This window comes from Pseudomonas sp. HMSC063H08, from assembly GCF_001813645.1.
Classification (GTDB): domain Bacteria; phylum Pseudomonadota; class Gammaproteobacteria; order Pseudomonadales; family Pseudomonadaceae; genus Pseudomonas; species Pseudomonas aeruginosa.
Genome location: NZ_KV813417.1, coordinates 170,220 through 181,358 on the forward strand (window position 1 = coordinate 170,220; position 11,139 = coordinate 181,358).

Genomic DNA, 11,139 nt, shown 5'->3' on the forward strand with positions numbered 1-11,139 from the left:
GCCCTACGGTTCGGGTTCGTCGGCGGCGTTGGAGACAGCGAATTCGACGCTTGTACGGAGAATCCCCTCTCTCTTCAGGGAGAGAGTTGGGGTGAGGGCGGCTCCGCTATCGGCCGGGAGTGCCGCTGCGGCGGATAACGCCGTTGGCGTTATGCGCCCTACGCTTTGGGTTCGTGGCGGCGATGAGGTACGGATCCCGACGCCTGCCGGATAACCCCGGCGAAGGGCTCACGCCGCACATCCGCCATTGCCGTCCTGCCCCCGCAGGCTTGCCGGCTGGCGGTCGGCGAAGGGGGTGGAGAGGATCATCGAGGTCTTGCTGATGCCGAACTTCATCAGCCGGTCGATCAGGTCCTGCAGCTCCCGCATCGAAGCCACGGCGGCCTTCATCAGCACGCAGGCGTCGCCGGTGATCCGGTGGCAGAGGGTCAGTTGGGGGATCCGGGCCAGTTCGTCGAGCACCGACTGGCAATCCTTCTCGGTGATCCGCAGTTCGATCACGCACTCGATGGGCAGGCCGAGCTTGGCCAGGTTCACCGAGGCGTGGTAGCCGGTAATCACCCCTTCGGCCTCCAGCTTGGCCACCCGGTCGGCCACCGCCGGGGGCGACAGGTTGATGCGCCGGGCCAGTTCGGCGAAGGTCAGGCGGCCGTTGTCGATCAGGGCGGCGAGGAGCGCACGGTCGTATTTGTCCATGATGGGTCCCGGTTGTCGAATCGACGGAAAGCATGGCCGATTTCCATGGAAAGAAAAGTGTTACGTCCCGATAACCAGCGGCTGTGCCTTAACCGGCGGGTGGCGACCTCATAAAATGAAGTCTTTCTGCCGCCTGCCCTGTCGAGTGCTTTCCATGCCTGCCCGTCGCATTCCGCTGTTGCTTTTCGGTGCGTTCTTCGCCCTGTACTTCATCTGGGGCTCCACTTACCTGGCGATCCGCTTCGGCGTCGAGTCCTGGCCTCCGATGCTGATGGCCGGGGTGCGCTTCGTCATCGCCGGCGGCCTGATGTTCGCCTGGTTGCGCTGGCGCGGCGCGCCGTTGCCGACCTGGCGCGAGTGGCGCGGCGCGGGGATCGTCGGAATCCTCCTGCTCAGTTGCGGCAACGGCGGGGTGACGGTGGCCGAGCACTGGGGCGTGTCTTCCGGGGTGGCGGCCCTCGCGGTGGCTACGGTGCCGCTGTTCACCCTGCTGTTCAGCCAGTTGTTCGGCCAGCGCAACACCACCCTGGAATGGGGCGGCATCGTGCTCGGGCTGTTCGGCATCGTCCTGCTCAACCTCGGTTCGAACCTCCAGGCCAGCCCTGCCGGCGCCGGCTTGATCCTGTTCGCCGCCGCGTCCTGGGCCTTCGGCTCGGTGTGGAGCCGGCGCCTGTCGCTGCCGGCCGGACCGATGGCCAGCGCCGCGGAAATGCTGGTCGGCGGCGCGGTGCTGCTGGTCGGCAGTCTGGCCAGCGGTGAGCGCCTGGAGCATTGGCCGAGCACCAGCGGCTGGCTGGCGCTGGTGTACCTGATCCTGTTCGGCTCGATCATCGCCTTCAGCGCCTACCAGTACCTGCTGCGCAACGTGCGGCCGGCGGCGGCCACCAGCTATGCCTACGTCAATCCGGCGGTGGCGGTGTTGCTCGGCACCCTGTTCGCCGGCGAGCGGATCGGCGGTATCGAGGGGCTGGCGATGCTGGTGATCATCAGCGCCGTGGTGCTCATCGGCCTGCCCCAGTGGCGCGCCAGCCGCGCCGCCGCCTGAATGCCTTAAGCGATCCCTAAGGCGGGCTGCGCCATGCTGCGGCGCAGCGCCCGGATGGGCCGGGCTGACGGGGGTACGAAGATGAAAGCGCTGGTCATCGGTGTGGTCCTGGTATTCCTTGGCGGTTGCGCCAGTCACGTGAGCCCCGGCGGCAAGGCCATCGAGTCGCCGATCAAGGAGTATTTCGGCCAGGACCCCATCGAGCGCCGGGCCTTCGGCGAGAGCGAGAACGGCGCCGAGGCCGAGGATTCGCCACTGCGTTTCCGCCTGACGCCCTGAACGGTCGCCCCGGGCGCCTGACCGGGCGTGCAGAAGTCGTCTCCAGCGTCTTCAATACGGAGTGACGGTCGCCGCGAGGCGGCCCCGTAGCGAAGGCCGGAGGGGCGATGGAGAGCATGCTGGACAGGCCCGAGCAGGAACTCGTGCTGGTGGTGGACGACACCCCGGACAACCTGCTGCTGATGCGCGAGCTGCTCGAGGAGCAGTACCGCGTGCGCACCGCCGGCAGCGGCCCGGCCGGGCTGCGGGCGGCCGTCGAAGAGCCGCGCCCGGACCTGATCCTGCTCGACGTGAACATGCCGGGCATGGACGGCTACGAGGTCTGCCGACGGCTCAAGGCCGATCCGCTGACCCGCGACATCCCGTTGATGTTTCTCACTGCCCGCGCCGATCGCGACGACGAGCAACAGGGCCTGGCCCTGGGCGCGGTGGATTACCTGGGCAAGCCGGTGAGCCCGCCGATCGTCCTGGCGCGGGTGCGCACCCACCTGCAACTGAAGGCCAATGCCGATTTCCTGCGCGACAAGAGCGAATACCTGGAACTCGAAGTGCGCCGTCGCACGCGCCAGCTGCAACAGTTGCAGGACGCCGTCATCGAAGCCCTGGCGACCCTTGGCGATCTTCGCGACAACCCGCGCAGCCGCCATCTTCCGCGTATCGAGCGCTATGTCAGGCTGCTCGCCGAGCATCTGGCGGCGCAGCGGGCGTTCGCTGACGAGCTGACTCCGGAGGCTGTCGACCTGCTGAGCAAGTCGGCGCTGTTGCATGACATCGGCAAGGTCGCGGTGCCCGACCGGGTCCTGCTCAACCCCGGGCAACTGGACGCCGCCGACACCGCCCTGCTACAGGGCCATACCCGCGCCGGACGCGACGCCCTGGCCAGCGCCGAGCGGCGGCTCGGCCAGCCTTCCGGGTTCCTCCGCTTCGCCCGGCAGATCGCCTACAGCCATCACGAACGCTGGGATGGCCGGGGCTTTCCGGAAGGCCTGGCGGGCGAGCGGATTCCCCTGGCGGCGCGGATCGTCGCCCTGGCCGACCGCTACGATGAACTGACCAGCCGGCACGCCTACCGGCCGCCGCTGGCGCACGCCGAGGCAGTGCTGTTGATCCAGGCCGGCGCCGACAGTGAATTCGACCCACGGCTGGTGGAGGCCTTCGTCGCCGTGGCCGACGCTTTCGCCGAGGTTGCCCAGCGCTACGCCGACAGCGCCGAGGCGCTGGACGTGGAGATGCAGCGGCTGGAACAGGCGGTGGCGGAAAGCATCGAACTCACCGCGCCACCAGCCTAGTACGCTGATCGGTGCGCAGTCCGGCGGAAAGCCGGCGCGTCCGGCTGTGCTCGGCACGGCGTTTGCCGTATAACGTCAGACCCTTTGCCTTCCACATTGGCCCCGAGGAACCGCGTAGCACCGATGAAGACACCCAGACGCCTGGAACCGTTGATCGAAGACGGTCTGATCGACGAGGTCGTGCGCCCGCTGATGAGCGGCAAGGAAGCCTCGGTCTATGTGGTGCGTTGCGGCGACAGCCTGCGTTGCGCCAAGGTCTACAAGGAGGCCAACAAGCGCAGCTTCCGCCAGGCCGCCGAGTACCAGGAGGGCCGCAAGGTCCGCAACAGTCGCCAGGCGCGGGCCATGGCCAAGGGCTCGAAGTATGGCCGCCGCGAACAGGAGGAAGCCTGGCAGAATGCCGAAGTGGCGGCCCTGTTCCGTCTCGCCGGGGCTGGTGTGCGGGTGCCGAAGCCCTATGATTTCCTCGATGGCGTGTTGCTGATGGAACTGGTGGCGGACGCCGACGGCGATGCTGCGCCGCGTCTCAACGACGTGACGCTGGAGCCCGACGAGGCACGGCGCCACCACGCTTTCCTGATCCGCCAGATCGTCGCCATGCTCTGCGCCGGCCTGGTGCACGGCGACCTCTCCGAGTTCAACGTCCTGCTCGGTCCGGATGGCCCGGTGATCATCGACTTGCCGCAGGCGGTCGACGCGGCCGGCAACAACCATGCGTTCAGCATGCTCGAACGCGACGTCGGCAACATGGCCGCCTACTTCGGCCGCTTCGCCCCGGAACTCAGGCAGACCCGCTATGCCAAGGAAATGTGGGCGCTCTACGAAGCCGGCGAGCTGACAGCGGAAACCCCGCTCAGCGGCACCTTCGTCGAAGCCGAAGAGGCCGCCGACGTGCGCGCGGTGCTCCGCGAGATCGAGGCCGCGCAGCGCGAGGAGGCGCGTCGCCAGGCGCTGCGCCAGGCCGACGACGCGCCGCGTGGCGAGCGCGAGGAACCGCCGCCGCCCTGGTTGCAGTGAGCGGCTGGCGGATGTTTTTTCCCGCCAACTGTATCGCGACCCTTGCGGACGCAACTGCTAGCGTGGCCTGAAGTTTTCCGGAGGCCGCCATGCCTGTTGCACATATCCTGCTCGCCCTGCTGGTGACCCTGATCTGGGGTCTGAACTTCGTCGTGATCAAGGTCGGCCTCGGCGACTTCCCGCCGCTGCTGTTCTGCGCCCTGCGCTTCGCCCTGGCGGCGCTGCCGCTGTTGGTCCTGCGCGGGCCGATGCCGGCGCCGTTCGGACGCATCCTGCTGATCGGCGTGCTCCTCGGGGTGGTCAAGTTCGGCCTGCTGTTCGTCGGCATGGCCCAGGGCATGCCGGCCGGGCTGTCGTCGCTGGTGCTGCAGAGCCAGGTATTCTTCACCATCCTCATCGCCGCCCTGTGGCTGGGCGAGCGGCCGTCGCCGCGCGGGTTGTTCGGCCTCCTGCTGGCGGCGGCGGGGCTGGTCCTGATCGGCCTGGAGCGGCCGCTGGGAGACAGCCTGCTGGCATTCCTGCTGGTGGTCGCCGCGGCGCTGGCCTGGTCCTTCGCCAACATCGCCACCAAGCGTTCCGGGGCCACCGACATGCTGCGCCTGATCTGCTGGGTCAGCCTGGTCCCGCCTTTGCCGCTGCTGGCGCTTTCCTATCTATTCGAAGGTCCGCACGCCATCGAGCGCGCCGTGCTGAACATGAGCTGGGGCGGCTTCGGCGCGCTGCTCTACATCGCCTTCGGCGCGACCACGGTGGGCTTCGCCATCTGGAGTTTCCTCCTGCGCCACTACCCGGCCAGCCTGGTGACGCCGTTCGCCCTGGCGGTGCCGGTGTCGGGCATGCTCGCCGGCTGGCTGCTGCTCGGCGAACGCCTCGACCTGGACAGCCTGCTGGCCTGCGCGCTGGTGTTCGTCGGGCTGGCCATCACCCTGTTGCCGGCCAGCCTGCTGCGACGCTTCGCCTGGCCGGTGCGGCGGGTGGGATGAAAACGGCGGAAGACATCCTCGCGCTGATCGCTGCCGATTCCTCGCGCCTGCATCTGCTCCGCGTGCTGCGCGAGGTCGGCCCGGAGGGCGCCTGGATCGGCGCCGGCTTCGTGCGCAACGCGGTATGGGACCATCTGCATGGCTACGGCGAAGCCACGCCGCTGGCGGACATCGACGTACTTCATTTCGCCCCGCGGGCCCTCGACCCGCAGGCCGACGCCGACTTCGAGGCCGCGTTGCGCCGTCGCTGCGAGGCGCCCTGGTCGGTGAAGAACCAGGCGCGCATGCACCTGCGCAACGGCGACCGGCCCTACCGGGATTGCGCCGATGCGCTGTGCCACTGGGCGGAAACGTGCACGGCGGTGGCGCTGCGACTCGTCGGCGAACGCCTGGAGCTACTGGCGCCGCTGGGCGTCGACGACCTGCTGGCGCTGAAGGTGCGGCCCACCGCGCATTTCGCCGGCAAGCCGGAGGTCTACCGGCGGCGCCTGCGGGAGAAGAACTGGACGGCGCGCTGGCCGCTGCTGGATATCAGTGGCAGCAGCCAGACGCCAGATCCTTGAGGATCGGGCAGTCGGGGCGGTGGTCGCCCTGGCAGTGCTCGACCAGGTCCTGCAGGGTGTCGCGCAGGGTGCTGAGTTCCTCGATCTTGCGGTTCAGCTCGCGCACGTGCTGCGCCGCCAGGGCCTTGACGTCGGCACTGGCGCGCTGGCGATCCTGCCAGAGGGTGAGCAGCTTGCCGACTTCGTCGAGGGAGAAACCGAGGTCCCGCGAACGGCGGATGAACGCCAGGGTATGCAGGTCGTTCTCGTTGTAGTGGCGGTAGCCGCTGGCGCTGCGTCCGGCCGGGCGGAGCAACTCGATGGACTCGTAGTAACGGATCATCTTCGGCGTCAGTCCGCTTTTCTTCGCCGCTTCACCGATATTCATCCGGGTCTCCTGGGAGGTTGCGAAGCCGCTAGCCTATCCCTTTCCCGGCCAATGCGCAGGCTATCAGATATGTGACCGCCCGCTGTCCGGACCTCTGGCCGGCGGCCGCGTCGCGTCCGGCTGGGTCTTCGGCAGGAACACCTGTACTTCCAGCCCTTTGCCCTCCAGTCCCTTGCCCAGGCCGATACTGCCGAAGTGCAGTTCGACGATGCGCTTGACGATCGGCAGGCCCAGGCCGCTGCCCTCGCCGCTGCTGGTGGCGGGGCTGCGGTAGAAGCGGGTGAAGATCGCCTGCTGCTCTTCCAGGGCGACCCCGGGGCCGTTGTCGCGCACCCGCAGCACGGCGTGCTGGGCGCGATTCTCGACGCGGATCTCGACCTGGCCCCCGGCCGGTGTGTAGCGCAGGGCGTTGCCCACCAGGTTGCCGACCATCGCCTTCAGCCACAGGTCGATGCCCATCACGTGCACGGTCTCCTGGTGCAACGACAGCTCGATGTCCTTGTCGATGGCCTGGCGCGCCAGTTCGGAGAGTACGTCTTCGGCCAGGGTGGCGAGGTTGACCGGGTGGAATTGCTCCAGCAGGGCGTCGCCGTCGAGGCGGGCGAGAAGCAGGATCTGCTCCATCAAGGTGCTGATCCGCTCGACGCTGCGACTGACTTGCAGCAGGCCGCGGGCGTGGGCCTTGGGGTCTTCCGAACGCAACGCGACCTGGGCATGGGTGCGCAGGCTGGCCAGCGGCGTGCGGATCTCATGGGCGGCGTCGCTGGTCAGTCGGCGTTCGGCCTCGAGGGCGGTGCGCAGGCGCTCCAGCAGGAGGTTGAGTTCGTCGATGAGGCCGCGGATCTCCAGCGGCACCGCCTCCACCGCGATCGGCTGCAGGTGTCGCGCGGAGCGCTGCTGGACCTCGGCCTGCACTTCGCGTAGCGGCGCCAGGCCGCGGGCAACGCCGAACCAGACCAGGCCGCCGAGCAACGGCAGCGCCAGCAGCAGCGGGAACAGCGAATAGAACAGCAGCAGGTTCATGGTGTGCTGGCGGTAGATCAGGTTTTCGCTGATCCAGATCTGGAAGCCGTCGATGTTCAGCTGGAGCACCCGCCAGTGGGTGCCCTGGGCTTCCACGGTGCTGAAGCCGGGGCCCTGGGCCGTGATCTCCGGCGGCAGGTTGAGGCTCGACAGCAGCGGCTGGCCGTCGCGCCACAGGGCGTAGCCGAGGGCGCTTTCGCGGCGCAGCAGGGGCAGGCCCTGGATCGCCTCGCGGCTGCGTTCGATGATCTCGGTGATCGAGCCGTCCTCGCTGGCCTGGTCTTCGGTGGCAAGGTCGAGCAGGCGCAGGGCGGCTTCGCCGAAGTCCACCATGTCGTCGTCGAACAGGCGGTTCACCTGCTTCAGCGAGAGGTGGTAGGTCAGCGCCGCCACGCTCAGCCAGCACAGCACGAAGCCGACCAGCAGGTTGATCAGCAGGCGCCGGCGGACGGAGGGGACGGCGGTACGCGGCATCGGAGGACTCCGGTAGGCGGTTTTCAGGGCGCCGGCTGGTCGATGCCGTAGCCGATGCCGCGGACGGTGCGGATCAACTGGTTGCCGAGCTTGCGCCGCAGGTGATGGACATGGACCTCGATGGCGTTGCTCTCGACGTCGCCGCTCCAGCCGTAGAGGCTCTGCTCCAGTTGGTTGCGCGAGAGCACCTTGCCGCTGTTCTCCAGCAGCAGGCGCAGCAGCGCGTATTCGCGCGGCGCCAGTTCCACCGCCTGGCCGGACAGGGTCACCTGGTGGGTCGCCGGGTCCAGGCGCAGCTCGCCGTGCACCAGTTGCGGCAGGGCGCGACCGGTGGTGCGGCGGGTCAGGGCGCGCACCCGTGCCTGCAGTTCGTCGAGATCGAAGGGCTTGGTCAGGTAGTCGTCGGCACCGCTGTCGAGCCCGGCGACCCGGTCGGCCACCTTGTCCCGCGCGGTGAGCAGCAGCACCGGGGTGAGCAGGCCCTGGTGACGCAGGTTGCGCAGGATGTCCAGGCCGCTGCGGCGCGGCAGGCCGATGTCGAGCACCAGCAGGTCGAACTCGTCGGTGACCAGCGCGTTCTCCGCGGCCACGCCGTCGGTCACCCATTCCACGGTATCGCCTTCCAGGCGCAGCCCGGCGCGGATGCCGTCGCCGAGCAGCAGGTCGTCCTCGGCCAGCAGTATTCTCATGGCAGCCTCGTTTCAGTGATTCCACAATTCCCACAGGCCCAGGCCGGCCTCCAGCAGGAGGATGGCGACGATCAGCCATTCGACCCGCAGTTCGCCCCGGAAGTAACGGTATTCACCGAGGCGGTCGGCGGCCAGTTCGTAGAGGTCCTGCAGCACTTCGATGCGGTCGTCCAGGGTCGCCAGGCGATCGTGCACTTCGGCCTGCATGGCCAGTTCGTTGTAGAGCCGGCGCACCGCGCCCTTCAGTTGCAGCGGCGGCTTCTCCAAGTGCGACTCCAGGCGGGCGTAGGCCATGCGCCAGAGTGTAGTGCGTCGTACCTGCCGGTTCACATGTTCCTGGCGCCGCAGGGCGGCACGGCGCGGTAGCTGGGTCAGTTCGACATCGGCCTGGGCCGGCTCCCAGGCCGCCGCGGTGTCGTCTTCCAGGCGGCGCAGGTGACCTTCGTGCCAGGCGAAGACGGCCAGGCCTTCGAGCAGCTCCCGGCAGCGTTCGGGATTGCCGATGACCAGCGCGCGGCCGGGGCGCCACAGCACTCGCTCGCCGAACGAGGGTGCTTCCAGGGTCGGCTGGCGCTCGTCCTCGCCGGCGGCCATCCAGGCTTCCAGGCGCTGGCGCCAGGCGTGCCCGGTCTGTAGCCCGGCGTTGGCGAAGATCACCAGCAGCTCGTCGTCGACGGCGGTCTCCGGCAGTTCCGCGTCTTCGCTCAGCTCGATACGTTGTGCCAGGACTGCCAGCACCGGCTGCGGATCGCGCAGGGTGGCCAGCAGCGGCAGGCCGCCGCTGTCCGCGGCGGAGCGGAAGCGTACCCGGTGCAGCAGGCAGGGCGCGCCGTTGACGGCCAGCGGTACGCTGGCCAGGGGAGCGGCGGACATCTTCAGGTCCTCGCCAGGGCCGGCAATTGTGCCGGGCCGAACTCGATCTCCTCGATATCCGGCGGTGCGACGAAGGGTACGCCGTCTTCCAGTACCGGTCCCGGCTGGGCGAGCAGGAAGCGGGTTTCCCGGTCCATCACGAAGCAGGCCTTGAGGTAGTCGCCGTCGAGGTGGTCGAGCCACAGCGGGCCGAGCTTGCGTTCGATGCGTCGGTCGATGTCCTCGGCCTGCCAGTGGTTCGCGTCGAGCCAGTCGGAAGCCAGCAGGAAGCCCCAGGAGGAGAGGAACGAGGGCACCGTGGCGCGGTAGCTGTGGACCTGGGAGAAGACACTGCGCAGGGTACGGGCGAGGGCCGCGTGGGGCTTGTCGTCGCTGTGCGAGAACTCCAGGCCCTGCACCGCGATCACCCCGCCCGGACGCAGCCGCGAGTGCAGCAGTTCGTAGAACTGGCGGGTATAGAGGGCCTGGGCCGGGCCGTTGTCGAGCATGTCGACGACATCGATGATGACCACGTCGTAGAGCGACGGGTCGCGCTCGAGATAGGCCCGGCCGTCCTCGGCGAGCAGTTCGCAGCGCGGGTCGTCGAAGGCGCCCTGGTGCCACTGGAACAGGTGCTCACGGCACAGTTCCACCAGCTCCCGGTCGAGATCGACCATCACCGCCCGCCGCACGCTGGCATGGGACAGCACCTCGCGCAGGGTGGCGCCTTCGCCGCCGCCGATGATCAGTACGTCGCGCGGCTCGTCGTGGGCGAGCATGGCCGGCTGCACCAGCAATTCGTGGTACAGCGACTCGTCGCTCTCGGCGCTCTGGATCGCGCCGTCGAGCATCAACACGCGGTCGTAGTTGTAGGTGTCGGCGATCAGCACGTTCTGCCAGCGCGTGCGGCCCTGGTAGAGCACCCGGCGCAGGCGGTAGACGTACTGGTCGAAGGGGTCGCTGTCCTCGATCGCGGTGATCGCGCCGTCGCCTTCCAGCAGCGGGTCCGGCGGATAGAAATAGAAGTGGTTCGGCGGCAGCGGCGGCAGCCCGGCGGCGACCTCCGCCGGCACCAGGCCGGTGAGGTCGACGGCGTAACGGGCCTGGCTCAGGTCGGGAGCCAGCGGGGCGCGTTCGATCGGCGTATCCATCAGGCCACCCCCGTGCCCTGGCCCAGCGCCCAGCGCAGGGTCGGGCTGTCTTCGTCGACCGGGCCATTGCCGGCCAGGCTGCGGCTGAGCAGCCCCAGGCGATGGCCGCCGAGGCCGCGGTCCATGCTCGAGATCAGGTGCCGACGGCTGCCCAGGCGTTCGCTGAGCACGCGCACGGCCTGGGCGCCATCGAGCACGTCACCGCAGGTGAACACGTCGACCGCGGCATAGCCGTACTCCGGCCAGGTATGGATCGCCAGGTGCGATTCGGCGATCACCACCACGCCGGAGATGCCGATCGGGCTGAACTTGTGGAACGCCGAGGTGATGATGGTGGCGTTGGCCTGGCGGGCGGCCTCGAGCATGCTTTCCTCGATCCACTGGATATCGTCGAAGCGCTGGTCGACGCAGTCGAACAGCTCGATGACCAGTTGCTTGCCGAGCACGGTGATCGGATCGAGTCGCAACGGTTGAATTGCCATGAAGGCCTCCTGCTTCCGTTTCGGCGAGGGATGTCCTCGCGGTGGAAGGCACGATAGGCGCGGCTGACTTAAGAGGTGCTTAACGACGGATTTTTTGCCCGCCCCGGCGCGGGCCGACGACGCCGGAGCACCCATTTCGCCTGACGTAGGGCGAATAGCGCCAGCGGCGCTATTCGCCGCTTCTGCGGAGCATGGCCCGGCGGATAACCGCGAGGCGGTTATTCGCCCT

At 68.5% G+C, this 11,139-nt stretch carries 13 protein-coding genes; 6 read left to right on the top strand and 7 right to left on the bottom strand.

Annotated features, from left to right (window positions below; translation table 11 throughout):
• Positions 1 to 228: 228 nt before the first annotated feature.
• Positions 229 to 696 carry an Lrp/AsnC family transcriptional regulator gene (locus HMPREF2924_RS11430; protein WP_023124784.1) on the bottom strand — a complete coding sequence of 156 codons (468 nt, stop codon included), beginning with the start codon at positions 694 to 696 and terminating at the stop codon, positions 229 to 231.
• A gap of 154 nt (positions 697 to 850) precedes the next feature.
• Here HMPREF2924_RS11430 and yedA point away from each other — a divergent pair, with 154 nt between their 5' ends.
• The 6 genes from yedA to HMPREF2924_RS11460 all read left to right on the top strand — a co-directional run bounded on the left by yedA (position 851) and on the right by HMPREF2924_RS11460 (position 5,872).
• Positions 851 to 1,741 (top strand): drug/metabolite exporter YedA, encoded by an 891-nt coding sequence (gene yedA / locus HMPREF2924_RS11435; protein WP_003102245.1) that lies wholly within the window; start codon positions 851 to 853, stop codon positions 1,739 to 1,741.
• Positions 1,742 to 1,774: 33 nt separating this feature from the next.
• Positions 1,775 to 2,020: a hypothetical protein gene (locus HMPREF2924_RS11440; RefSeq protein WP_003102243.1), complete on the top strand. Its 246-nt coding sequence runs from the start codon at positions 1,775 to 1,777 to the stop codon at positions 2,018 to 2,020.
• Positions 2,021 to 2,127: 107 nt separating this feature from the next.
• Positions 2,128 to 3,309 (top strand): cyclic di-GMP phosphodiesterase, encoded by a 1,182-nt coding sequence (locus HMPREF2924_RS11445; RefSeq protein WP_003095256.1) that lies wholly within the window; start codon positions 2,128 to 2,130, stop codon positions 3,307 to 3,309.
• A 123-nt stretch (positions 3,310 to 3,432) separates the two neighbouring features.
• Positions 3,433 to 4,326 carry a PA4780 family RIO1-like protein kinase gene (locus HMPREF2924_RS11450; RefSeq protein WP_003095255.1) on the top strand — a complete coding sequence of 298 codons (894 nt, stop codon included), beginning with the start codon at positions 3,433 to 3,435 and terminating at the stop codon, positions 4,324 to 4,326.
• A gap of 89 nt (positions 4,327 to 4,415) precedes the next feature.
• Positions 4,416 to 5,309 carry an EamA family transporter gene (locus HMPREF2924_RS11455; RefSeq protein WP_003135252.1) on the top strand — a complete coding sequence of 298 codons (894 nt, stop codon included), beginning with the start codon at positions 4,416 to 4,418 and terminating at the stop codon, positions 5,307 to 5,309.
• The gene (locus tag HMPREF2924_RS11460) at positions 5,306 to 5,872 is read left to right on the top strand and encodes a nucleotidyltransferase family protein (RefSeq protein WP_003111297.1); all 567 of its coding nucleotides are present in this window, start codon (positions 5,306 to 5,308) and stop codon (positions 5,870 to 5,872) included. The genes HMPREF2924_RS11455 and HMPREF2924_RS11460 overlap by 4 nt, the downstream gene beginning before the upstream one ends.
• On the opposite strand, the gene cueR is transcribed toward HMPREF2924_RS11460, so the two are convergent.
• From cueR to speD, 6 genes are all read right to left on the bottom strand, one after another.
• A complete protein-coding gene (gene cueR / locus HMPREF2924_RS11465) occupies positions 5,841 to 6,239 on the bottom strand; it encodes a Cu(I)-responsive transcriptional regulator (protein WP_003095248.1) in 399 nt (132 codons plus the stop codon). The two genes, HMPREF2924_RS11460 and cueR, sit on opposite strands and share 32 nt — an antisense overlap.
• Before the next feature lie 63 nt (positions 6,240 to 6,302).
• Positions 6,303 to 7,736, bottom strand: coding sequence for a two-component system sensor histidine kinase PmrB (pmrB, locus tag HMPREF2924_RS11470; RefSeq protein ID WP_003111296.1), 1,434 nt, complete (start codon positions 7,734 to 7,736; stop codon positions 6,303 to 6,305).
• Between the two features lie 23 nt (positions 7,737 to 7,759).
• On the bottom strand, positions 7,760 to 8,425 hold the full coding sequence (gene pmrA, locus HMPREF2924_RS11475) for a two-component system response regulator PrmA (protein ID WP_003102236.1): 666 nt from the start codon (positions 8,423 to 8,425) through the stop codon (positions 7,760 to 7,762).
• 12 nt (positions 8,426 to 8,437) lie between these two features.
• Positions 8,438 to 9,298 carry an RMD1 family protein gene (locus tag HMPREF2924_RS11480; RefSeq protein ID WP_003135250.1) on the bottom strand — a complete coding sequence of 287 codons (861 nt, stop codon included), beginning with the start codon at positions 9,296 to 9,298 and terminating at the stop codon, positions 8,438 to 8,440.
• Between the two features lie 2 nt (positions 9,299 to 9,300).
• On the bottom strand, positions 9,301 to 10,428 hold the full coding sequence (locus tag HMPREF2924_RS11485) for a fused MFS/spermidine synthase (RefSeq protein WP_009314260.1): 1,128 nt from the start codon (positions 10,426 to 10,428) through the stop codon (positions 9,301 to 9,303).
• The gene (gene speD, locus HMPREF2924_RS11490; protein ID WP_003095236.1) at positions 10,428 to 10,910 is read right to left on the bottom strand and encodes an adenosylmethionine decarboxylase; all 483 of its coding nucleotides are present in this window, start codon (positions 10,908 to 10,910) and stop codon (positions 10,428 to 10,430) included. The genes HMPREF2924_RS11485 and speD overlap by 1 nt, the downstream gene beginning before the upstream one ends.
• Positions 10,911 to 11,139: the final 229 nt, after the last annotated feature.